This is a genomic window from Lentilitoribacter sp. Alg239-R112 (assembly GCF_900537175.1).
Lineage (GTDB): Bacteria > Pseudomonadota > Alphaproteobacteria > Rhizobiales > Rhizobiaceae > Lentilitoribacter.
The window spans coordinates 2,051,871-2,076,294 of record NZ_LS999833.1; the positions used below are offsets into that span (position 1 = coordinate 2,051,871).

General features: G+C 45.2%; 22 protein-coding genes and 2 pseudogenes. 2 read left to right on the top strand and 22 right to left on the bottom strand.

What is annotated here, in order from left to right:
- Positions 1-4: 4 nt before the first annotated feature.
- The 7 genes and pseudogenes from G3W54_RS10180 to G3W54_RS10210 form a co-directional block, all read right to left on the bottom strand.
- Positions 5-1,285, bottom strand: coding sequence for a class II D-tagatose-bisphosphate aldolase, non-catalytic subunit (locus G3W54_RS10180; protein ID WP_162652950.1), 1,281 nt, complete (start codon positions 1,283-1,285; stop codon positions 5-7).
- On the bottom strand, positions 1,269-2,231 hold the full coding sequence (locus tag G3W54_RS10185) for an ROK family protein (RefSeq protein ID WP_162652951.1): 963 nt from the start codon (positions 2,229-2,231) through the stop codon (positions 1,269-1,271). The genes G3W54_RS10180 and G3W54_RS10185 overlap by 17 nt, the downstream gene beginning before the upstream one ends.
- On the bottom strand, positions 2,212-3,300 hold the full coding sequence (locus tag G3W54_RS10190) for an SIS domain-containing protein (protein WP_162652952.1): 1,089 nt from the start codon (positions 3,298-3,300) through the stop codon (positions 2,212-2,214). Before G3W54_RS10190 ends, G3W54_RS10185 begins: the two co-directional genes overlap by 20 nt.
- Positions 3,293-4,171, bottom strand: coding sequence for a transcriptional regulator (locus G3W54_RS10195; RefSeq protein ID WP_162652953.1), 879 nt, complete (start codon positions 4,169-4,171; stop codon positions 3,293-3,295). The genes G3W54_RS10190 and G3W54_RS10195 overlap by 8 nt, the downstream gene beginning before the upstream one ends.
- 227 nt (positions 4,172-4,398) lie before the next feature.
- A pseudogene (locus G3W54_RS19290) lies at positions 4,399-4,500 on the bottom strand (SDR family oxidoreductase); the annotation flags it as partial.
- A gap of 49 nt (positions 4,501-4,549) precedes the next feature.
- On the bottom strand, positions 4,550-5,242 hold the full coding sequence (locus G3W54_RS10205; RefSeq protein WP_162653648.1) for an IS6 family transposase: 693 nt from the start codon (positions 5,240-5,242) through the stop codon (positions 4,550-4,552).
- 202 nt (positions 5,243-5,444) lie between these two features.
- The gene (locus G3W54_RS10210; protein WP_162652954.1) at positions 5,445-7,142 is read right to left on the bottom strand and encodes an alpha/beta fold hydrolase; all 1,698 of its coding nucleotides are present in this window, start codon (positions 7,140-7,142) and stop codon (positions 5,445-5,447) included.
- A 176-nt stretch (positions 7,143-7,318) separates the two neighbouring features.
- On the opposite strand from G3W54_RS10210, the gene G3W54_RS10215 reads away from it, so the two are divergent.
- Both G3W54_RS10215 and G3W54_RS10220 read left to right on the top strand, forming a co-directional pair.
- Positions 7,319-8,386: an AraC family transcriptional regulator gene (locus tag G3W54_RS10215; RefSeq protein ID WP_162652955.1), complete on the top strand. Its 1,068-nt coding sequence runs from the start codon at positions 7,319-7,321 to the stop codon at positions 8,384-8,386.
- A 370-nt stretch (positions 8,387-8,756) separates the two neighbouring features.
- A pseudogene (locus G3W54_RS10220) lies at positions 8,757-8,948 on the top strand (DDE-type integrase/transposase/recombinase); the annotation flags it as partial.
- 3 nt (positions 8,949-8,951) lie between these two features.
- Here the strand turns inward: G3W54_RS10220 and G3W54_RS10225 are convergent.
- From G3W54_RS10225 to G3W54_RS10295, 15 genes are all read right to left on the bottom strand, one after another.
- Positions 8,952-9,428 carry an RpiB/LacA/LacB family sugar-phosphate isomerase gene (locus G3W54_RS10225; protein WP_162652956.1) on the bottom strand — a complete coding sequence of 159 codons (477 nt, stop codon included), beginning with the start codon at positions 9,426-9,428 and terminating at the stop codon, positions 8,952-8,954.
- Positions 9,429-9,448: 20 nt separating this feature from the next.
- The gene (locus G3W54_RS10230) at positions 9,449-10,219 is read right to left on the bottom strand and encodes a triose-phosphate isomerase (protein WP_162652957.1); all 771 of its coding nucleotides are present in this window, start codon (positions 10,217-10,219) and stop codon (positions 9,449-9,451) included.
- Positions 10,220-10,270: 51 nt separating this feature from the next.
- Complete coding sequence (gene dhaL / locus G3W54_RS10235; protein WP_162652958.1) at positions 10,271-10,885, bottom strand: dihydroxyacetone kinase subunit DhaL; 615 nt, start codon at positions 10,883-10,885, stop codon at positions 10,271-10,273.
- Positions 10,882-11,898 (bottom strand): dihydroxyacetone kinase subunit DhaK, encoded by a 1,017-nt coding sequence (locus G3W54_RS10240; protein ID WP_162653649.1) that lies wholly within the window; start codon positions 11,896-11,898, stop codon positions 10,882-10,884. Before G3W54_RS10240 ends, dhaL begins: the two co-directional genes overlap by 4 nt.
- Positions 11,899-11,915: 17 nt before the next feature.
- Complete coding sequence (locus G3W54_RS10245) at positions 11,916-12,848, bottom strand: TIM barrel protein (protein WP_162652959.1); 933 nt, start codon at positions 12,846-12,848, stop codon at positions 11,916-11,918.
- Positions 12,849-13,099: 251 nt separating this feature from the next.
- A complete protein-coding gene (locus tag G3W54_RS10250; RefSeq protein WP_162652960.1) occupies positions 13,100-13,939 on the bottom strand; it encodes a TIGR01459 family HAD-type hydrolase in 840 nt (279 codons plus the stop codon).
- Positions 13,936-15,201, bottom strand: coding sequence for an FGGY-family carbohydrate kinase (locus tag G3W54_RS10255; protein ID WP_162652961.1), 1,266 nt, complete (start codon positions 15,199-15,201; stop codon positions 13,936-13,938). The genes G3W54_RS10250 and G3W54_RS10255 overlap by 4 nt, the downstream gene beginning before the upstream one ends.
- A complete protein-coding gene (locus tag G3W54_RS10260; RefSeq protein WP_162652962.1) occupies positions 15,191-16,213 on the bottom strand; it encodes a class II aldolase/adducin family protein in 1,023 nt (340 codons plus the stop codon). Before G3W54_RS10260 ends, G3W54_RS10255 begins: the two co-directional genes overlap by 11 nt.
- The gene (locus tag G3W54_RS10265; RefSeq protein WP_162652963.1) at positions 16,210-17,727 is read right to left on the bottom strand and encodes a glycerol-3-phosphate dehydrogenase; all 1,518 of its coding nucleotides are present in this window, start codon (positions 17,725-17,727) and stop codon (positions 16,210-16,212) included. The genes G3W54_RS10260 and G3W54_RS10265 overlap by 4 nt, the downstream gene beginning before the upstream one ends.
- 34 nt (positions 17,728-17,761) lie before the next feature.
- Entirely contained in the window at positions 17,762-18,805 is a 1,044-nt protein-coding gene (locus G3W54_RS10270; protein WP_174244222.1) for a 2-hydroxyacid dehydrogenase, read from the bottom strand.
- Between the two features lie 7 nt (positions 18,806-18,812).
- On the bottom strand, positions 18,813-20,357 hold the full coding sequence (locus G3W54_RS10275) for an FGGY-family carbohydrate kinase (RefSeq protein ID WP_162652964.1): 1,545 nt from the start codon (positions 20,355-20,357) through the stop codon (positions 18,813-18,815).
- Positions 20,357-21,481, bottom strand: a complete 1,125-nt coding sequence (locus G3W54_RS10280) for an ABC transporter ATP-binding protein (RefSeq protein ID WP_162652965.1) — start codon at positions 21,479-21,481, stop codon at positions 20,357-20,359. Before G3W54_RS10280 ends, G3W54_RS10275 begins: the two co-directional genes overlap by 1 nt.
- Entirely contained in the window at positions 21,478-22,605 is a 1,128-nt protein-coding gene (locus tag G3W54_RS10285; protein WP_174244245.1) for an ABC transporter ATP-binding protein, read from the bottom strand. The genes G3W54_RS10280 and G3W54_RS10285 overlap by 4 nt, the downstream gene beginning before the upstream one ends.
- The gene (locus tag G3W54_RS10290) at positions 22,605-23,462 is read right to left on the bottom strand and encodes a carbohydrate ABC transporter permease (RefSeq protein WP_162652967.1); all 858 of its coding nucleotides are present in this window, start codon (positions 23,460-23,462) and stop codon (positions 22,605-22,607) included. The genes G3W54_RS10285 and G3W54_RS10290 overlap by 1 nt, the downstream gene beginning before the upstream one ends.
- 9 nt (positions 23,463-23,471) lie before the next feature.
- A complete protein-coding gene (locus tag G3W54_RS10295; RefSeq protein ID WP_162652968.1) occupies positions 23,472-24,380 on the bottom strand; it encodes a sugar ABC transporter permease in 909 nt (302 codons plus the stop codon).
- Between the last annotated feature and the right edge of the window lie 44 nt (positions 24,381-24,424).

Consider the following 24,424-nt stretch of genomic DNA (forward strand, 5'->3'; position numbering starts at 1 on the left):
CACCTCATCTGTTGTTACCAAATAGATAAGGAACTAATGCTGCTTGAATTTGCGCCCAAACAAGTGCGCGAGCCCAACCGCCTGCAGCCTGTTCCAGCGCTTTTGCCCGTTCAGTGATATCAGACGCAAAATATTGTTGGATCAGCGGCGCAGGCGCAGAAAGTGTTAGCGCCCCAAACAGATCGGACAACGCTTTTTGTGCCTCGGGTTCAGGCCAATAATAGCGGATCCGGTCAGCATAACCGAAATGCCGCTGGAGACGTAATTCGGTCTCATCACCTTCGTAATGCTTGTGCCAAGAATCCGGTTTCTTAAGCATTAGTTTTTCCATTGCGTTGCTCAGATCGCTGCCACTACGGTTGGGATCTATCCAACGGGACATCCCGTCTAATGCATAAAGGGCTTGCCGACAGGCAAAAGTAAGGGCGGGACCAACTTTGTGAATGGCAAAATGACGGCGTGCTAGTTCCGGGTAGACATCATCAAACTGATAGTCGGTTGAATGTGCTTCAAACGAGATATTCGGGTAATCTGATAGCACCGTAGACAATTCGTCAGGGGAACTCATGTCAAAGCGATCAATATGGGTTGGTGAAAATTCCAATCCTGGCTGCACGACCAAGCCAATAACTCGATCCCAGGCGTCTAGTAAATCTTCGGCTTTAAAGGCTGCATGGTGACGTTCGAGCGTGTGTCGGGCATGTTCTGGTTGTGTAGGGGTAATGACCTGTCCGACCTCATTTGCGCGGGCTCCCCCGGGTGGAGGTACTTCCGTTCCAATAACATAGCTTATTAATGATGCGTCAGGCGCATAAGCTTCACAAACAGCAGCAAGTGCTGCAGCTCTGGTTGCACTTACATCATCATCGACTTGCGCCGGTTCCCCAGCGCAGCCTTCGGAGCAATCGAGGTGAATTTTGGTAAATCCAGCTTCGACATAGGCACGCATGAGATCTTTTGCATGGGACATAGCAACTTCAGCAGGTTCAGCCCGCCAAACCTGTGGGCCAAGATGGTCACCACCAAAAACAACGAGCGCCGGATCTACATTTAGATTTTTCGCCAATGTTCGTACATAGGCAATGAATTCTTCCGGTGTCAAACCGGTATACCCGCCAAACTGATTTACCTGATTGCTGGTTGCTTCAATCAAGATTGGACGTCCAGTTTCTCGAGCCAACAACAATGATGCGGAAAGCACATCCGGCTGGGCCGTGCAGACCGACGCAATTGCAACAGTTTCTCCCGCTCGGTTTTTTGCTACAATATCATTTACGAGGCTCATGATCAGTTCTTTCTTCGGTGCCTAGTGACAGTAAGGCAGCTCCGCGGCCACCGCTACTATCGCCAAAGGCTGGTTTTAAAATTTCTGGTCGCCTTACTGAAGGTAACGCAACTTCATTTAATGCATTGGTTAAGCGCGTTTCCAGTTCGACAATGTTAGACAAGCCTCCACCTAGAACGATGCAATCGGGATCAATGTGAAGTTGGATTGTGTGAAGCATCTCAGCTGCAAGTTTGCTCCAGACTTCTAACACTTTGCTATTATCAGGTTCATCCGGAGCTGATGCAATATCAACTGCGGAGCGCTCATTACCGGTAAGTGCCAATGAGAGTTGTGCAATACCGGTGCCTGAGATCAGCGTTTCTGTGCATCCGATCCGTCCGCACCCACATTTTAGAAGCGGTAAATCGTGCTCAATGACGATATGTGCGGGTAGGCCATAATGCCCAACCTCTCCGGGCAATCCATTGTAACCCAGCACCAGTTGGCCATCTTGGCACAATCCACCTCCAAGGCCGGTACCGAGTATTAATCCGAACACACGAGAATGATTTTCTCCAGCTCCGCCACAGGCCTCAGATAATGCAAAGCACTTGCAATCGTTGGCCGATACGATTGTGCCACCAGCACGGGCCATGAGATCTTGGGCAAGGGTCTGGCCATTTGCTGTAAGGTTGGCACTCACTGAAATGCCAGTCTGCGGATCAACAAGCCCGGGAATACCAATACCAATGGGCAAATCTTTTTGCGTTGCTTCGTGTCTAAGCCATTGAACTTCAGTTTCCAAGGCTTTGAGTAATGTGGAATAAGAGTTGCCGGGTGTGGGTTGTCGGCGTGATGTAAGGGGTAGGAAATCAGAATCGAACAAAGTCGATTCAATTTTTGTACCTCCCAGATCAATACCCGCAGCGACGGCAGTAGTCGGATTACGAGTAGAGGCGGACATTTGATACTACTCGGGTTAGGTTCTGGCCAGCGAATGGATCATCAACATTGAGATCAAGCGATTTTGACCAAGCCACGGAAAGCCGCTGTGCTATGAGCACTGCAATCGGTGTGTTCCAGACATCTTCTAGTCCAGTCTCAAACCCAATGTCGGGTGTATCGCTTCCCTGAAGGGGTTGGCCGATTGTTGTGACAGGTATGGTTGGAAATTGCTCGCGAATTTCTGTTGCAACATCCTGATCGTATCTGCGGGTCAAGGGATCGGATGATAGAAAAATATAGATTGCAGTTTGGTTATCAACCACGGCTTTAGGGCCGTGACGAAACCCCAATGTACTGTCCCATGAGGTTACTACGTGGCCAACAGTTAGTTCTAAAACTTTCAATGCAGATTCACGGGCAGTTCCAGTAAAGGCGCCAGAACCAAGGAAGACTGCACGTTCGGGGCGAGATAGGTCTAAATCATGCGATAGGATCGAACGGGCATTTTTAGCTAGTGCTTCAACTCTCGATGTCAGGCCCTCCAATGGGGAATTATCCAGGCAAGCCATCGCAGTTAACAACATGGTGGTATAGCTGGAAGTCATGGCAAATCCTGAATCATGGCAATCTTCTGGCAATATAATCACCTGCAATTCACCAGAGCCAACAGCTTTACGGTTTGCCAGTGCGCTATCTTTGTTGCACGTAATGTTCAACCGGTCCGCATCAGGTGCCAGCGTGTCCATCAGGTTTAACGTACCGACACTTTCTGAACTGTTGCCGCTGCGTCCAAAGGAAATAACGAGAGGTTTTAGGCCTTTGCGAAAAAAATTCTTAGGTTGAGCCACAAGATCAGTTGTAGGTATACTACGCACGGGAATATCCGAACAGCGTCGATCAAGTGACATTGCAATTGAATCGCCGATAAATGCGGAGGTGCCAGCACCACATAACCAGATTTCGTCTGGTCGACGTTTTTCAATCCACTCACGAATCTTTAAGGCGGTAGCGGGCAAAGTTCGAGCCCAAGCATTCCAGATATCCGGCTGAGCTGCGATCTCTTGCTCGGTGTCAAAAACTTTATTCATGAGTATCCTCTAATTCTAAGTTGGGTAGAGATAATTCAGCTAGAATCAATTCTGTACTGGTTGCTTCAATCGCACTGCGGACTTGGCTTGATAGTGTGCTATCAGAAACGATAATATCGACATCCGACAAATCGCATATACGGTGTAGGGCTGGCCCCTTGAACTTGCTGGCATCAGCAAGCACGACAACGCGTTTGCTTGCGCGGATCATTGCGCGATTGAGATGGGCTTCTTCCTCACTGTAGGTCGAAATACCATGTTCAGGATGTAAAGTGTCCGCTCCAATGTAGGCAGTATCAAATGTCATATCTGCTAAATTCATCTCGGCCATTCGTCCGGCGAGTGACATTGCTCCATGCCTAAATATGCCGCCAGGCATCATCAGACGATGTTGTTCAGCGTTGCGTAGGATTAATACTGAGTTGAGACTTGTGGTGAGAATTGTTTTAGCCGGTGCTGACACAAGATTTTCTGCGAGGAACTGAGTTGTAGAGCCAGAGTCGAGTAATAGTGATTGATCTTGTGCGGTAAGTTCGGCGGCCTTGGCCGCTATCATCTGTTTGGCAATTCGATTAACGACCTCTTTATCCTTTAGGCGTGGCTCCATATCGGCAGCTACATCCGTGCCTCTTGTCGCCAGTGACATGGCAAAAGATAGACGTAAATCCGGCAAACCCTGATAGCCATAATGGCGAGCAAAGCGAATGAGAGTAGGTTCACTGACGCCAATTTTTTCGGACAAAACACGCATCGGATTAGTGATAAACTCACGCGGTTCTGCAATGAGGAAATCTGCAATCTGACGAAATGCCCTGGATAGAGTATCTCGATCTTCACATATTCGCTGGAAAATATTATCCGTATCATTCATGTTATATCATTCGCGTTATAATTTACATAAACCCAATAATTTCATATAACTACTTTTTATGCAATAAAGTAACTCTGTATTTACCCGAAATACTTCGATTTCTAGATAATATACACCATGTTATGAAAAACCACCGAAATTGTAGTAAAACTAAAATTCCAGTAAGGAGGCATGATTCTAATTTCAATGAAACAATCTCAGCAGAACCATTTTACGACACAGCCAAGTTATCGGCCCATCCACCCTCCGTCCACTAACATGATATGCCCATGAACGTACTGACTTGCATCAGAAGCTAGAAAAACAACAGGGCCAACAAGATCTTTTGGTATTGCCAAGTTGTTGACGGTTAATTGTAAAGAGTGGGCAAAGGCAATTTCATGCCTCCATTTCAGCGGTATAGTCGGCCCAGAGGCTGAATGCATCGTTGCGGGCGTGACGGTATGACGTCGCGGTGAGTTGGTAACGGCGGGGTCGGAAGATTAGATTGATCTGGTCATGCGCAGACAGAAACCTCTGAGCCTGTCGGTGAGATTTGAACCGACCAATTATTTTCTCCCGTTTGCGGGTTGGCCTGTGTGATACTTCGATCGCGTTGTTTAGACCTTTGTGGGCACGATGCTCCGCATCCGGTGCCAATGTTTTGATAGGCTTGATGTAACTGCGTAATTTGTCGGTGATGACGACCCTTAGTTCGCCAAACTGGGCAACCAGTCTTTGGAAAAAGCGCTTTGCTGCCATGGCATTACGGCGTGTTTGCACCAGAATGTCTAGCACGTCACCATCCGCGTCGATCGCACGCCGCAACCAGAGCTTCTTGCCACGGATCGTAATCACGACTTCGTCCATATGCCACTTGTCGTTCGGCCGCGGACGATCTCGCCTAATGCAATCTACGTAATGCCGGCCAAAGCGATTGACCCAAAGACGGATCGCTTCACGGCTAACAATGATTCCGCATTCTGCCAAAAGATCTTCGACATCGGCGGTGCTTAAATTAAAGCGGTAATACGTCCAAACAGCGTATGATATGATCGCTCGCGGAAAACGGAAGCCCTTGATGCTGGGCAGACTGCTAAATTACTCATCGAATTCGACTACAAGATGCGGAGATCTGAAACAACTTGGCAATATCTCATGACTCAGTACTCCAATAAATCAGAGCACCGTTTCAACAGCCAAACCTCAAAATCACGTTAACTCAATGAACTTTGCGACAAGCCCCATCTCTCTTGCAAAAAGGCACCAGGGTTATCGTGACATAGGTAGATGTTTACTCACCCTCAGCTAATCCAGTCCTTTCCTTGAGCCAAGATCGCATCTGGGTCATATAGCCGCTCGCAAATTGATAGCTTGCCAAATTGGGGAGCAAGACATCTTGACTTATGCCTTTTATAGGTGCGGGTAGCGTAAACATCCCATGGAGAGCATTGGGATACACAACGAATGTGATGTCCGCGCCTGGCCGTTGCACGATGACGTTTTCCAATGTTAGTTTGGTAAGGCCGATTGGAATATTCTCGTCCAACTCACCGGCAAAGAATGATACAGGAGCATCAGTGCTCAGATAGGTTTCAGTCGGAGAAAACCCCATATACGCCCTGGACCCACCATCATTCAGGATTTGCTCGAGTGGAGTGTCGGTGGGTAGAACATTGAAACCCTGAACACTCTGAAATTCTTTATTCCCTGCCAGTGCTTGATACATTATGCTGAACTCAGTTGCTTCTGCTTTAGTAAATGACGAGGTGCTGCCCTTGTAGTAAAGTTCGAGCGCCTCAACAGCTTGTGTAATACTTTTTTCAGAAACGTCTGCTGCTCGCAAGGCTGATTCTCGTCTAAACAATTCGGCATCCACTTGGCTAACCCCACTTGCCATACTCACCGAGATAAATGCTACGTCAGGGATATCTTCCGCTGCCCGCGCTGCAACCCAGGAGCCGTTGCTGAATCCCATTAGCCCAATGCGTTGAGGGTCAATGTCCGAGTGGGTCTGAAGATAAGCAAACCCAGCCTTCATGTCCTCAGCCAACACATCGGTGTCCAAGTTAAATGGCTCACCTCCAGTGGATTTACCATGTCCGTGGCGATCGTAGGACAGAACAGCAATTCCGTCTTGCACAAATTGAGATGCAAACAGCCAGTATGCGTGGCGCTCGCCACCTGCGGAGGTGTGGGCAATGATCACCGCCGGATGAGGTCCAGGTGTTTTGGGGGTCAGTAAAGTTCCGACGATTGTTGCATCGTCGCTCTGGAACGTTACTTCGGTTTCGGAATATAATTTAATCTTTGGAACACTACGCTCACTTGACCTGCCTATGATTGTCATCGCTGACACACCGTCTTTAGCGCGATCAAAGCGAACTCTCTCACCAAGTCCGGTTATGAATTCAGAAGCTGATATTGGAAAGAGCAACACGAAGTCTTCGCCATCGCTGTAGTATAATCGCGTTTGAACTAAACCTGCAACGTCCTCAAATCCTACCGTGCGGTAGACTCCATCTGCCATTTCATAAGTGCCTGAATATGCCTTTAAAACGGTGTTATCAGGAACCGATGCTGCTGGATAAAGTATAAACGAACCATTACCAGCCACGCCATGCACCGTGCCGCTGTAATAATTGCTACCTATGTTATAAGTGCCCGAGAACATTTGAATGCGTTCACCGACATCATTAATAACTGCAAATGAAATCGTGGAGTTATTAACGATAAAACCGTCTAGGGTTTGATTAAATATCAACTCGTTTGGACGGTGAAAAAATAACTCAGGTCCAGAGAATACCTGGGGGGCAATACGAATAAAATTTGCTTTGCCATCGATGAATGTTTCCCCAACCCAACTTGTCGAGCTTACAATTTTTGAAGTTTCTGCAGGGGCCGAATTCACTATCAAACTGGTTATCAAGCTCAGAACCGATATCCCAGTGAAGGTTGCCGCTGCGACAAGCGCAAATTTCCAGTATGTCATTTCACTCTCCAAAACATCTTGCCCCATAGGCATCATTAAACCTGAACTAACAACCTGACGGTTTTCTTCATCTAATGAGACCTGAAATACGATTCAGAACGTCCTACATCGCGTTCCGGGTAGTTTCGCTTGGATGATCTTGATATGTTGTATCTTCAAAGAAGAGGGAGGTGTGGATGCTTCAATTGCCATTGGCCTTTGTGATCGCTTTGATTGCAACTTTCATAGGCGCGGCTGTATCGGTAAGTCGCATGCCGTCGCCTACACGAGCATTACTCACTGCGTTTTTTCTTATGTTGGCAATGATGTTTATCCTGGTCGGTCTTCGGGATGGTTATGGGGTCGAATTGGCTCGATTTGTGCAGCCAGTAATCGCCATGTTAATCCAACCAACCCTTTATCTCGCTTTTAACACTTTAACTGAAGATCCTCCAACATCTGCCGGAAAGCTGCTTTTTCGACATGGCTGGCCAGCACTTTTTGTGGCGATATTTATAGGGTTAGCATTTATGCGACCTGATGTGTCCTTGATCCTTGTTGATATCTTTATATTTCCGAGCCTGGCATTTTATATAGTTCGTATGTTCAGTTTACTCCGGGCCGGGCCGGACAAATTCATTCGCGTTACGTCACAAGGTTACAAACTAAGCATTGTGGGGATAATAGCAGGGATCGGTTTGTTTGGATTCATCCTAGTGTTGGAGGTGGCCATATTTATTTCACGTCGTTTGTTTTCTGGAGGCTATTCAGAACTTTTTGTTCAAATTTCAATCATATCCATAGCTGTTGCCATGATTCTTTTTGCATTTGCTGCAGCACTCTATATAGCGCGGTTGGCTACTTTCGATGTTGGGCAGAAAAACGCGAGTTTTATCGTAGGCGGCGGGGCTCATCCGTCAAAGAAAGATAATGAGACAATCAATGCATTGGACGAGCTGCTTGCTGAGCGACAATTGTACCGCGACAGTGGCATAACACTAGCAAGAATTGCTCGACGGTTGGGCCAGCCAGCTCGGCAAATTTCGTTAGCCGTCAACCGATGTCGTCAAGAAAATTTCTCTCGGTATATAAATGGATATCGAGTGCGTTATGCTCAGGAATCGCTCAAAACTACCGATGCGCCCATTACAGAGTTGATGTTAGAAGCTGGCTTCTCTACAAAATCCAACTTCAACTCAGAGTTCAGTCGTGTGGTTGGCATGACACCTTCTCGATATAGATCCAAACACAGACCGGGTCATTAGTGAATTCAGAGTGCAGCATACCAATAAGTTGTTCTTTGGGAAATGGTTGTATTGGACCATTCGGAGAATAGCTTCGGTCTAAATTTCACGGCCGCTTATAGTTTAAAATAAGACTTCCTATTTATTACAACTTCACACAATTAGTTTCACTCTTTTTACATCTCCTTCATGGCCTAATGGGGTCGAGTGCGGCTGAGGATATTGCCAAGTTGTTTCAAATCTCCGCATCTTGTGGTCAAATGCGAAGAATAATTTTGCAGTCTTGCCCAGCATCGAGGGTAGTGTCGCAAAGTTTGTTGCAGGGTAAATTTATCCTATTTGCAGACACAATTATCCAGCGAGCGCGGCAAATTGTTGGAATGCGGATTGCATTAGGCGCGATCGTCCGCGGCCGAACGACAAGTGGCATATGGAAGAAGTCGTGATTACGATCCGTGGCCAGAAGCTCTGGGTGTGGCGTGCGATCGACGCCGATGGTGACGTGCTAGATATTTTGGTGCAAACACGCCGTAATGCCATAGCAACAAAGCGCTTTTTCCCAAGACTGGTTGCCCAGTTTGGCGAACTAAGGGTCGTCATGGGCTTGTGATGATGTTCTATAGCTCTTGTCAACATCATTGATCGCATCCACATTTTGGGCAGACCGTCCATTGACATCAAACTCTTTTGATAAAAATGCATCTGCAATTGTTTTTGCTAGTTCAGGCCCAATCACCCGAGCTCCCATGGTTATAATTTGAGCATTATTGGAAAGCGCAGCGCGTTCGGCAGAATATGCATCATGACAATGCGCCGCACGAATTCCAGGCACTTTATTAGCAGATATGCAGACACCTATTCCCGTTCCACAAACCAAAATTGCTTTTTGATATTCTTCATTTATCACCGCAGAACCCACTCGATCAGACAAGTTTGCATAAAACTCCCCACTGCCATCATTTGGTATGGAAATTTCCTCTACATCAAATTTTCCAGATAGATGATCCGCAAGTATTTTTGCCAACCCAATTCCAGCACTATCTCCAGCTATCGCAATTTTCATAATCCTAGACCTTTCTTATCTCAGATAATTTTTGAACATCGTTGAAGAATATCGATGTAACCAGTAACGTTCCAAGCAGAGCGTCCAATAAAAAGACCATCGATATTTGAACAAGATACAAGCTCGGCACAATTATCTGGATTAACTGAACCGCCGTAAAGACAGGGGATTTTCCGCCCTAATATTGAACTCGCGACAGATATAATTTTTTCCTGCCTTATATCGGCATAATCAGATGTTGCCGGAATACCATTTGCACCGATAGCCCAAACCGGTTCATAAGCTAACCAAATGGGAGCATCTCTTTCGTCCCCCTCTAAAGGTTCAAGTGCCGCTCGAACCTGCTTTTCCAGCACAGAGTCTGACTTCCCGCTTTCTCTTTCCGCGAGTGTTTCACCGATGCAAATAAGTGGAATAAGTTCATGATGAACAGCTGCCTTTGTTTTCAATCCAACGGTTTCATTGGTTTCATTAAAAAACGCCCGCCGCTCAGAATGGCCCAATTCAACAATGTCAAGTTGACAATCCTTCAGCATAAGTGCCGATACTTCGCCAGTCCATGCGCCTTGATCCTCCCAATGCATATTTTGTGCGCCGACTTTAACCGGGCTGTTATCTAACGCGCGCGCGACCTCTCTGGTACAAGTGTATGGAGGTATAACAAATGTCTGGATTTTAGGATTAACTGTTGCTTCGTGCTTGAGAAAACCATCGGTAAAAACCAATGCTTCTTCCAGAGTCTTGTTCATTTTCCAACTGGTTCCGATCCAGAGTTTTTTACCCTCAACCATGTGCAAACTTCCTCGTGTTTGTAAAATCTAAATTACTTTCAAACATCATTTTCAATTTCGTTCAGTCAAAATGACAGAAATTATCATTGCTGCGGACGCAGAACCGGGATCAATATGACCGATGCTTCTTTCCCCCAGTCGGGCAGAACGCCCTAACTTAGCCGTCATATCAGCAGTCTTTTTCATTGCGACATTCGCTATTTCAATGATTTTTTCATGAGAAGCGTTGTCTTTTGCCGCCACCGCTACTGGGTTCCAGACATCAAACATCGTCTTATCGCCAACCTTTGCTTTTCCGCGATGTTCTATTCCCTCAGACATTGCGATAAGCAATTCGGGTAATTCTTCATTTTGAACCTCATAGCGCCCGGCTGCCCATTTACCCGCTCGCATTAATGCGGTTGCATATAGGGGGCCTGTGGAAGCGCCGACCGCATTTAAAAAACTTTTGGCTGCCTCATTCAAAACATCGGTCAGAGAAATTGAGTCCAAATCAAGTTCACTTAATGCATCACTAACAGCCGAAAAACCAACGGCCATTGAGATCCCATGATCTGCATCTCCGATTGCACCATCAAGCTCACACAGATAATCTCGCTCCTGCGTCATTTTGGTAGAAATTGCAGAAAATATTCCGATCATTTTTTCACAATCAACTGTGCTCATGATAATTCACCAGTAGCAAACCCCGCACACCGACACGGATGATCGATTAATTTCTCAAGTTCTGAATCCAGATGCATTACAGATATTGAAGCGCCCGCCATTTCCATTGAGGTACAATAGGGGCCAACCCACGTCCGGTGAATTTGCAAACCAGCAGCTATAAGGCGTTCATTCACGCGTCGATTTAATATATATAATTCCATCAACGGTGTCGCACCTAACGAGTTGACTAGGACACATACTTTATCTTCCGGTAAAGCACTCATTTCCGCCAAAATAGTATCCATAATTTCGTCAGCTATTTCGTCTGCACTGCGCAACGTGTCACGGCGAACTCCGGGCTCGCCATGAATGCCCATTCCGATTTCCATCTCATCAGGTCCAATTTCAAAATTAGGACGCAGTGTTTGAGGTAGGGAACATGAATTAGTAGCAACACCCATCGTAAATGTTCTGGCATTTGCCTTTTGCGCTAATTGTTCGACATCATCAAACGAATACATTAAATCGCAAGCAGCGCCAGTCGCCTTGAATATAAAAAAATTGCCAGCCACACCACGCCTGTTTTCACGCTCTGTGATTGGCGCTGAGGCTATATCATCTGTTGTAAGAACCGTGCGAGCTTCAATCCCTTCCAACTCAAGCATTTCGGCTGCCATATCAAAATTCATAACATCGCCTGCATAATTTCCATACATAAAGAGTATACCAGCACCCTGATTAACGGCTTTTGCGCATTCAATAATTGGCTGTGGCGGCGGGGATGCAAAAACATTTCCAATAGCGGCAGCATCTGCAAGCCCTTTTCCAACAAAGCCTAGAAATGTTGGTTCATGACCAGACCCTCCGCCGATCACCAGCCCTACTTTGCCATGAGCTCTTTTGCTTTTCGAAACGATAGAACGCGGAGAACCTTCCACTTGTTCAACGACATCAGGATGCGCAAGAAGAAAACCCTCGAGCATTTCATCAACCGCATCGTCCCCATTATTGATAATCTTCTTACTTATCATCATCTATTCTCACCACGCTAAATGTTTAAATCGCCAGCACCAGTATCGATATATGGTGCCCAGAATGCGATCGATTCTGCTATATGGGTAATAACGGCACGATCATCTGGCTCTCTTTCTTTGAAGGATAGTTCAAGACAAATCTCATTATTCACCCCTCCTCCCTTTTCAAATGCCTCAATAAGTGGCTCAGGTTGGATGCGGCCTTTTGCATTATATTCGGATGTGAATGGACGATGCCCACCTTTGTCCAACAGTGACTGCTTGATATGGATTATCGGCGATACTTTTGGAACAGCCCTTGCCCAGACATAAGGATCGTAATCATCTGGATTGGAACTTGTTACATCCCCATGATCGATATCTGCCATCATCCACATCGGAATACTCATATTCAAATTCGAAATCCGGCTTTGTAACGCTAAGGCAGATGTTATTGTATCGCCAAATTCGCGACCAATTGACATCGGCTCCCAAAAGATAAATTTCAACCCGGCCTTTTGTCCGTGATCAGCAATCTCTGACCAGCAATCGAGTGCTATCTTGATGAGTTCTTCGCGACGGTGAAGATCATCAAAATCTTTGTAAGTGAAGATTGAAAATTGTGTTCCGAGCGAAGTTCCGCCAAGCTCCGCTATTATATCCGCAAATGTCTTAAACCAGTTCACGTAATACTGCCTTACATCGGCATCGGGATGACCAAAATGATTGAGCCGACCATAAGGCCCTGTCATGCCGCTGGTAACTTTAACTCCAGTACGATTTAACGCTGAATTCATTTGCTTGGTAAGGCGCTTAATCGTCTCGACTTGCCAACTTGGATTGATAAATTCATGTGTTAATTGGAGGTCACGAATTTTCAATTGTCGGGCTACAACATCAATTAAATCGTCTGGTTCGGCAAATCTATTGACCAGTGGGTTGGTGTTTAAAGAGAGGGTAAAACTCAATTTTAGTCTCCAATTTTAAACGTCAATTTCATTAAAAATGCAGCCCAGAACTGCAACAGTTTTACTTCATTTATTTGTAACACAATTCAGCGAAAAACTGCAGGGCTTTCTGGCATCATTATGCATGCAATCAGAGTTTTCACTTCTCCTGCCCATAATATTTTTTGCAAAGCGACCATCAGCATTTACGACCTATTTTCTGCATATTTTTCAAATAATTAAAGGATATGTTAAAATAATCGACCTTGTTCTTAAAATTCAAATTTTGGTATAATATAATCTGGAACAGAATTAAGTTCCGCGCAGAGGTCTAACACATGCGCAAGGGGGTCAGATTCGTGGATGCCAGTTCGTACCAATGCGGTCGAATATCCAGCGCCTTTGCCACCTACAATATCGTGTTCAGGGCTATCTCCAATGCAAATTACATTTTTTGCTCCGCGATCAGCTAATATCTGATGGGCCATTTTATATATAAGCGGGTGCGGCTTTCCTATCCATTCCACCTGACCGCCCATTTGCTCATAAAGTTTAGCTATCTGGCCATTTCCAAATCGCACCCCGTTGCCTGTTAACATCATGATATCTGGATTTGTACAGATGCATGGAGTACCTTTTTCAGCCGCACGTCTAAACAATTTTTCGTAGTGGCCCAGCTCAAGACCATCATCCGGGCACCCTGCAAGGATAATTAATCCGGCACGGTTTACATCTAGAGTTTGCACTAAATCTAATCCATCGATGCTTGATGTATCTTGATCACGAGATAGAATAAACACAGCAGTTCCTGCCGCTATTTCAGCTCCAATTCGCTCACTCATAAACTTGTATGCAGCTTCACCAGATGAGAGAACACTCAAGTAATCAGCACGATCAAAGCCTAAGTTAGTTAATCGAGCTTCATTTGAGCGTGCGCGTTTTCCTGAATTGGACAGCATTAATATCAGTTTACCCGCTTCACTGAGCTTCTTTACGGCTTGGGGTGCACAAGGGTAAATACCGTCGCCGTTGAGAAGCACACCAAACTGGTCCAGAACAAATGCATCATATTGCTCCATCAAACTGGATAAAGTCGCATTTTCTGGACTCATTTATCGACTCCTTTTCGAGCCAGTAATGCTGTTCCATACGCAGCTTCATCACTATTTGGAATGAGCATAGGCACCTTAAGCTTTCTCTCTCTAAGCCGAGCCCAAACCTTGTTTTTGGAACCACCACCCACAGTTCGAACAGTTGATAGTTCTGGTCCACCAAGCGCAGAAAGACGGCCGTAACCCAACCTTTCAATTTCTGCCATACCCTGCAAAATACCTTTTAAGAATTCGCTTTCACATGCCGGACGAGGGGTTAGGCGAGGAGGAAGTTTGGGATCAGCAATGGGAAAGCGCTCACCCACTTTAGATAATGGATAGTAATCTAACGGACTATCTACTTCTGCATTTATCTCCTTGGACAGCGCAACAATTTGAGATACATCAAAATGGCTAAGTAGAACATTTCCTCCGCTATTGGACGCGCCACCAGCTAACCATTTCCCTAAAATTTTATGGCTGTAAATTCCATTCTCTGGAGAAAAAATGGGGCTCTCGGATAGTAATTTTATAGTAAGAGTTGTCCCCAAGGCTGTCACACCATCACCTACATCTTCAGCCCCCGTTGCAAGAAATGAAGCGCACCCATCCGTTGTTCCTGCGACAACAACTACATGAGGCAAGAGATCGAATTCAGAAGCAAAATCCGAGGTTACATGTGAGATTGCACAACCTGGTTCTTCGACAGACGGAAGCTTATCAAGATCAAGGCCCACATTCTCAATCCAATGAGGCCACCTGCCCTCAACCGGATCGTAACCGGTTTTCAATGAATTGTTCTCGTCACTAGTGTAAGTTCCACATAGCTGACCTGCAATCCAATCTGCCTGATGAATAATCTTGTAAGCATCAAGTTCTTGGCAAAAAGATAACGCTCGTGCCAGTCCACTTGTTGCTCCATGTGCTGCACTTGTAATTGGCGCATTTTCAGAAATTTTTTCTAAAATCTGGGTATCCGTACATGGATCATTATACATACTCGCTTTTGCCAAAGGAGCACCGTTTTTATCAATTGGTAACATCGTGCCCGATGTGCCATCCACACCAATTGAAGCGATGCGGCTTGTATCAATATCGGCAAATGCAATGGCAAGAGCAGCCTTGGCAGCCTTTAACCAAACATAAGGGTCACGATAGTCAGGTCCAGCGCTGGACATTGCGCACTGCCCATCCGATACAACTTTTCCAGCGAAATCAATTACAGTGGCGCGAGCTCCGGATGTTCCAATATCTAGTCCAGTAAAGAGTGCATTACTTCGCATTCATCGCTTGCCTATATTTTTCGGCATCCCAATCAAGAAGTTCAAAATTCTGTTCTTCGGTCAAATAATTTAATCTCGCGTCAATGGGTGTTCGAAGTATAACCTCTGCAAGACATTGTATGAGCGCGAAAGCCCCCTCGCTCGCATCTTGGCGAACAAGAACACCTTTTTCTGGCACGATGACAAACACCGGGGCAGTATCCAGATCAATTTTTGACACATCCTCAATGTTCATACATGCAGCTCCCACTCCACAGAAGATAACATGGTCAGGGTAAAGGCTTCCTCCCGTTGATAATCGGACACGATCTGGTCCAAGAGCGAGTTGGTGAATAATGTGTTCCTCGGGTAATACTTGATATTTTTGAGGGCACACATCTCTCAACCCAGCCAAGTTTGGCTGGTGACGTTTATCCGGTTTAACTGTTAGAGCAGTCACGACTTTTGAAAGTAAGCGAGCAGCATCAATCACACTATCAGCAGCAACAAGAAGACCGTGATTAGCTAGGATGACTACGTCTGTATCTTCTTTAAGTGCAGCTTTTACTTCCTGTGCTAAATTTGCACCCGGCTTCTGATAAGAAACCATACACCAATTTAAGCCAGCTAATTTTTGTGAGATTAAATTTTTACCATTTTGTTGAATGGCATGCGCAATTGTTTGTACGCAGTGGACATGTATGACAATCCGTTGCTTGAAAACCGCGTGTAAACTTGTTTCGATGGACGGTCGTAGCACACCCTTGCCGATAGTAAATTCAGCGGGTCGATCTGATCGAGGTTCATTGTTATCAAGTGCCAATCGCATTTCTGGAAGGTCGACTGCAACAAAAATATCTTTCGATTTAGCATCAGCCAATAACGTGCCTGATGCCTTTATCCACATAACATTACCCTCTTTGACGGATGTATTACCGCCAGCACCTTGTATTAAAAGCGGGTTAGCACCAACTTCTGCTGAATATTCAATCAACTCACTAATATCATGCGGCCGGGTAAGCTCTAAACTCATAAGATTTCCTTTTTGCACTCGTTTTCACGTTCATCAAACCAAGCAATAAATCCGTTCTTTTCATGATCTGTCATATGTAAATTATGCTTGGTTCGGCGATGTAAAATATCTTCGGCAGTTTGAGCCCACTCATTTTCACAAAGGTAATTCACTTCAGCTTCATACAAGTCTGGCCCAAATTTTTGACCAAGATCCCCTATGCAGTTCGCGGCGCCAATTATTTTATGAGTAAGCGTGCCGTAAAGCCTCGCATAATGCTTTAGAAGAGACTTTTGCATCCAAGGGTATCTCAATGTAAGCTTGCTCAAAAACTCCTCAAAATCAGCATTGGGAATATCACCACCTGGCAAGTGCTGATCAGCAGTCCAAGCTTTTTTCATATCAGGAAAAAACGGATGTAATTTTTCAATCGCATGCTCAGCAAGTTTGCGAAATGTCGTTATTTTTCCGCCAAATATATTCAGCAGTGGCGCTCCTGAGCCCTCTTCCAAGTCAAGCAAGTAATCACGTGTAACAGCACTGGGGTTTCCATTACCATCATCATATAGTGGGCGAACACCGGAAAATTTCTGCAATACATCGTCTTTGGTAAGCTGTTGTTTGAAATACCTATTCACCGCATCGACTAGATATGTAACCTCTGAATCTGCAACCTCTACATTTTCAGGGCGTCCCTCATAACTAATATCTGTCGTTCCTATCAAGGCTTTATCACCCTCATATGGATTGATGAAAATTACGCGCTTATCATGATTTTGAACGAGATACGCATGTGACCCATCCCAAAATTTCGGCACGACAATATGGCTGCCTTTTACAAGCCGAACAGCTCTACGCGAATTCGTACCAGTTACGCGATTAATAATGTCATTTACCCAAGGTCCGCCAGCATTGATAAGAATTTTTGATGTAATCGTCCGGGTTTCACCTGAATGTGTGTCAGTTATCTCAACTTTCCAAACGTTCCCATCGCGTCTTGCAGATGTGCAAACAGTTCGTGTTAATATCTGCGCACCAAGCCGCCCGGCATCCACAGCATTTAGAACAACAAGACGAGCATCATCTACCCAGCAATCCGAATATTCAAACCCTTTTTTATACCCATCCTTGATGGGTGAGCCTTCTGGATCATTGTGTAAATTTAATGAGCGGGTTCCCGGTAATTTTTTGCGCCCACCCAAATTATCATATAAAAACAGGCCCAAACGAACCAACCAAGCTGACCGATCATTGGGGCTGTGAGGCAATACAAAACGCATTGGCCAAATGATATGGCTAGCGGCATTCAGAAGAACTTCCCTTTCAATTAAAGCTTCGCGAACAAGTCTAAATTCGTAATATTCCAGATATCTCAACCCACCATGAACAAGTTTTCCAGAACGAGATGAAGTTCCTTGCGCTAAATCATCCTTCTCACACAACATAACCGACAGCCCCCTGCCGGCAGCATCTCGCGCAATACCTGCACCATTAATGCCGCCGCCAATGATGAACAGATCAACCGTATTACTCATGTGCTGACTCGGGATTGTTGTTGAGGCATAATTTTCAACATGGGTTTCTGGGCGGTTCGCCAGCCACATATCGGCGCACTTCTTCCGCAGCTTGTTCTGCTGCATAGGTGACAGTGCGAACAGACGCGCCAGCAATGTGTGGGGTTAATGTTACATTAGGAAGTTTAAGCAAGTCCCAATCTGCGGGAGGCGGCTCAACCGAAAATGTCTCCAACATCGCGCTACCCAGATGCCCATTTGTTAACGCATCGTATAGATCATCATAATTGCACAAAGGCCCTCTGGCCGTATTTACAAATAAAGACCCTTTTTTCATTTTTTCGAATGCTTCAGCATTCATCATATGCCGGGTCTCATCAGTTACCCGCGCATGAATTGTTACGACATCGCTTTCACACAAAAGATTATTCAACGAAACGAGTTCAACACCTGCTTCTATGTCGTCGGTTGATAATTGGATATAGGGATCATGAACAACTATTTTACAGCCAAAGGCACGAAGTATTCGTACAACCTTAGTACCAATATTGCCGTATCCAATAACACCCACAGTCATTTCATTCAGTTCGCGGCCGGTAAGGTCAGCGCGGTAAAGGTCCCCTCGCCAATTTCCCGTGCGAAGGTCTTCGTGTCCTTCTCTGATTTTGCGGGTTTCAGCTAATATTGCTCCTATCGTGAATTCGGCAACGGCAGATGCATTTCGACCAGGTGTATTTACAACGAGTACATTATGGTCTTTAGCGGCAGCCATATCGATGTTAACCGGGCCACCTCGTGAAACTGCGATCATTTTCAATGATGGCAATTGCTCAAACATTGATCGGGACATCGGCGCGAGTTGAGTGACTAAAATATCCGCATCGCCAACGAAATCAACAACTTGATCTGCTGTGCCGAAATATTCTTTCAAACCATCCATGCCTTTGACAGCATAGCCATGTTCCATCGGCTCATTTGGCCAGTTACTTTTTGTTGAGTTCGTCGTAACTTTATCACCGCAAAGCGCCTTGATTTTTTCTTCAAAGACGTCTGGTAGCATGAAATGATCACCGATAATTGCAATGCTTTTAGTCAACATACTACTCCTATAATTTAGCTAGTTCTTGCCAAGTGGGTTCAGACGACGTTCTGTGCGCTCGATAGGCATTAAACAATTTGTCGTAGGTCGCACTGAGTGTGCTATCTGGAAATTCGATATTACCAAGCAATGGGCTAACCCATTCCTTTATGCATGAGTGCATATCATCATAGATACCGATTGAAACGGCTGCCATCATCGCAGCGCCAGCCGCACCAGCTTCTTCACGGTCTGAATACCTGACCGGAGAATTGAGAACAGATGAAATGATATGCCGCAAAGCTATAGATTTTGCAGCTCCACCTGTTAACCTGATCTCTTTAGGCAATTGCCCCATTACGCTATAACAATCACGAGAGGCTAACCCTAAACCTTCAATAACCGCACGAAGTAAATCAGGAAAACGGTGTGAGCTATTGAGCCCTTGGAATGAAGCGCGCGCAAAGGGGTTGATAAATGGACCTCTTTCTCCAGCTTCTGATATATATGGATGATACATCAAAGATGCTGGTTGGCTTTCTTCAAGCCAGCCATCTATCGACTTAACCAAGGTCGAATGATCGATTTCATTGCCGAAATTTGATATCAAATCTGAGGCTAATTTCAGCAACCAATCGATATTCAGAGTGGCCGCCATATTGGATTGGATTTGCAATACCATGTCAGGTATGGGCAGCACCATGACATACCCGGTAGCTTCTTTACCCAAAATAACATCGTTACTCAGCTTTGCACGCATATGCATACCGGTGGAACCAAGTATCGAACAGCCAACATCTTCTTGACCTGTAAACACACCAGAACCAAGCCCGGTGCATACAACATCAACAAAACCCAAAACAACAGGTGTGCCCGCTAATAAACCCGTTTCACGAGCGGCACTTGCAGTGAGAACGTGATGGGTCTGTGTTCCATCAATAATCTCAGGAAGTAGATGACGATATGATGAAAGGTCTAGCGCATCGATAACTGTTTCATCATAATCTCTCGTACGAAAATTGCCGAAAGTGAAACAGGCTTCCGATGGGTCTGTTGCGCGGATATCCGTTAACTTAAGATAAAGCCAATCTTTTGGATGAAGCGCGACCTCTGCCTTGTCAAGATATTCCGGTGTTGTCGCTAGCATGTGAGAAAGCTGACTACCCATTTGGCAGCAATTCAGTCCAGTTCCCGTGGCCTCAAATCGCGCCCTGTCTGTTTCCAGCGTACTCAAGCGATCAACGGCAGGTGTCGAGCGAGCATCTAGCCAAATCCAGCCGTCAGTAACCGGTTCGTTATCTTCACCCACGAGCCATGTCCCATCACCCTGTCCAGTGACAGCCACGGCTACGGTTCTTTGTGCAAGATTAGGCACTTTTTCGCCAAGCATACGTAAGGTTGTAGCACAATCATCCCAGGTCTTCCTGAGTGATTGAAAAGCTGCGCCATCTGATCTGGTTGTGTAGATATTGGGCGTGGAGGCTACCGCTATCTGTTTTCCAGAAAGGTCAAAAGCCACCGACTTTATGACCGAAGTCCCTGCATCAATTCCGATCAATACATCTTTGGACATCACGCAATATCCTGCCCATGACTTAATGCATGTCCTGACTTAGGATCGAAAATATGAAGGTCAGATGGCTCAAGCTCAATCCCAATTTTCTCCCCCTCATTAACAACAGCTCGATCATGTTCAACCAAAACAATCGTACTATTTGCAAAATTCGCGGCGATATGACTCTGGTCGCCCAACCATTGATTGGCAACAACAGTTGCCTGAGCTCCATTAACGCCCCGTCTGACAGCATATGGACGAACGCCAACAATGACATGTTTTGTTTCGACCAATTTCTTACGAACGCCTTCCGAGAATTTAGACTTCGGATAGCTAAGTGAAAGACCTCCATCTAATTGAAGATGTACGTTGCTTTCTGCGAGTGTTGCGGTTGCTGGAAACACATTCATCGGAGGCTCTCCTACAAATGTGCCTGTAAACAAATTTGCGGGTTTTTCTTTGATTATGGCAGGGCTAGCATATTGTTGCATTTCACCATCTTCCATAACGGCGATTTTATCGCCTAGAGCATTTGCTTCAGTTTGATCATGGGTTACTAAGATAGCTGTTTGACCACGCTCCTTAATGAAATGTTTGATCCGACCGCGTAAGAGAGTTCTCAATTGAGGCTCAAGCTGCCCCATTGGTTCATCAAGCAAATATAGATCTGCTTCCCTTATCAATGCCCGCGCTAAGGATGCCCGCTGTTGTTGCCCACCAGAAATTGAGGTTGGAGATCGATCCAAAATATCCGAAATTTCCAACATGTCGGAAATCTCCTTGACCTTTTCGGCAACCGTTGATGCACTAAGATTAGTGGACTTTAAAGCAAATGCTATATTCTCACGAATAGTCACCGTAGGATAAAGCGAATAGCCTTCGAACGCCATTGCAACATTACGCAAAACAGGGCGCAAATTTTGAACTTCACGACCAGCAAGGTGAATTTTACCACGGCTTGTGGATTCAAATCCGGCGACCATTCTCAATGTTGACGTCTTACCGCACCCCGAAGAGCCTAGTAATGCTATGATATCGCCCTTCTCTACTTCCATGCTAACGTTTTTCACAGCATGAACACCTACATTAATCGGACCGTAGAATTTATCGACATTTTCCAATCTTAACATCACGTTACTCATGCGACTTCTCCTGGTTCACCAGCAGATAGGGATGCCGCATCAAGTGGCTCAATTCTATTGCCAGACATTTTTTCAAATAGCATTATGTCGCCCGTATCAACGGCGATATAAGCGTCTTTATCTATCGGACCAGGAGATCCCGCCGGACGCGACAACATAAGTTCGCGACCATTTACAGTGCGCATTAAATTAACAGTCTTTTCATTTAGCGGTGTCTCAGCTTCAACAGTAATTGGAAACGCATTTGGAGTGCCCTTTTCCACAAATCTTAAAGCTTCTGGCCGCACTCCTAAAATACAATCGGTGTTAACCGCTTTTGAATATCCCGCATCTATGGGTATTGGAGTTTCTGATATTCTCACCTGAATATTGCCTGCGGACATCATTGGCTGAACATCAATGAGGTTTATAACCGGATCGCCAAATAGCCGTGCCGTTTCGATATTTCCTGGCTTAAGATAAATTTCTTCAGGCGTGCCTGTCTGTTGAATGCCATGACCACTCATAACAGCAATATTATCCCCGAAAGCCATAGCCTCTTTATAATCTTGAGTTACATAAATCACCGTTGCATTTTGATCTTTTAAAAGTCTTGGCAATTCCAAGCGCATTTCGAAACGAAGTTTTGCATCCACATTTCGCAAAGGGTCATCAAGCAACAAAATTGCAGGCTCACCTGCTAAAGCTCGGGCAAGCGCTGTACGCTGCTTTTGTCCATTTGACAGCTCTTTAGGTTGGTGACCAAGCACATGATCAATCTTCAATAACTTTGCTAGTTTTTGAACATTCGTATCTATAGTGTTCTTGGGTTGTTTTCTGGCTGTGAGCGGGCTCGCAATATTCGCATGCGCATCCATATGCGGGAATAATGCAAAGTTTTGAAACGCCATACCGATGCCGCGATGCTCAGCCTCTACGCCACTCATATCTGCATCATTTAAAACAATAGTCCCTTCATCTGGCTCAATCACGCCAGCGATAAGACGAAGTAAAACTGTTTTACCTGCGCCCGACGGACCAAAAAGAACCAATGTTTCACCAGTTTCGACCGAAAGAGAAACCTGATCCAGAACCAAATCGTCTTTGAATGACTTGGAAATATTTTCAAGACTAAGTGACATAATTACCCTTTCACCGCGCCGAGTGATAATCCTTCAACAAGATAGCGTTGAGCATACATTGCCAATGCAAAAGTTGGCGTAATTGATAGAACGATTCCGGCAGCTATTTGGCCATAGTTGATGCCTGAAGCAGTGATAAATGCGAGAGCACCAACCGTTACCGGTTGCTTGTCAGCGGAGGCTAAAACAAGCGCAAAAATAAAATTATTCCAAGCAAAAATGAATGCCAGCAAACCCGCGGCGGCTATTCCCGGCCCCGCTAGCGGAAGCGCTATTTTTCTGAACGTCGACCAAAATCCGTGGCCAGCAATACGGTAAGCATATTCAATATCAGCAGGAATATCCTCAAAATATCCACGTACAATCCATAAAATAAGCGGAAGTACGATAAGCTGATAAACCCAGATCAATCCCACATAGGTATCCGCCAATCCAAGTTGCTGAAAATAAATCGTAAGCGGAAGCAGTACTAGAAGAGGCGGTGCAAATCTAAACGACAACAATGTAAACGCTATATCTTCTGATCCCTTAAATTTGAGACGGGCAAACGCATAAGCCGCTGGAACACCCAGAATTAGTCCTACGATTACAGCTGAGGTTGACAAGAAAAGCGAGTTAAACAGGTTACCCATGAACTCAATTTTAAGTGACCCCGCAGCTGTTTCTAACTGCCCGGTTATAAGGCCCTTATAGTTCACAATGGTTGGCTCAAAAAACAACTTTGGTGGAATTTGAAGTATGGTTTCGTTGGTTTGAAATGACATCAAAAAAATCCAAAGAATTGGAAACATGAAAAAGATAATAACGAGCGAAATTGCCATGCCGCGTAACACTCGTTCTATGGTGCTGACCTGATCCATTGTCGTCTCCTATGCTTCGCCGCGTGCTTTTTCACGCAAACGGAGCCAATTTTTTATAAATAAATTTGATAGAAAATATGTGATAGCCCATAAGATCATCATAAGCGCAGCAGAACGTCCAACATTGGTTGATTGGAAAAAGTTCAAATAAGCCTCAACCTGAAAGACGGTCAAAGTATCTCCAGGTCCGCCCTGCGTCATCGCATAAATAATATCAAACTGTTGAATCGATTCTATAACCCGGAACAATGTCGCAGTAAGTAAAAATGGCGTTAGCATTGGCAAGGTAATTTTCCAGAAAACAAACAAACGAGGAACGCCATCCAACTCTGCTGCTTCGAATGGTTGCCTTGGGAGCGAACGTAATCCTGCAAGCAGCAAAATCATAATGAATGGGGTATAGACCCAGACATCCACAATAATTACCGTTAGCATCGCCGTTGACGGATCAGATGCCCAATTCATGTCGGGAAAACCAAGAAGTGACGCAAAATAACTTAAAATACCAAAGCCTGGATTTGTCATCAGTTTCCACATCAAGGCAGCCAATGCAGGAGCTGTCATAAGTGGCATCAGCAACATTATTGATACGAAGTTATTGAACATACTGCGCCTTTGCAGCAGCAAAGCAATGCCCAATCCTAGTAAAAGCTCGATGCCAACCGTCAATGTCGCGTAGGTCATAGAGACTTTCAGAGTGTTCCAAAATGATGTGTCTGAAAGAAAATTTATATAGTTCTCACCCCAGTTGAACTTTTGAGCCCACGGCTGGGAAAGTCTATAACGCTGCAATGAATAAATAACAGCAGTGACAAACGGAATTAGTATACCAATACATGTCAATAAAGCCGGAAGACTTAATAGATACGGAAGATATCGACGATTGATATGGAACCGCGATTTTGCTGGCACTGACATCGTAATTCACCCACAGGTATTCTCTGATCATCTCCAACTTAGGT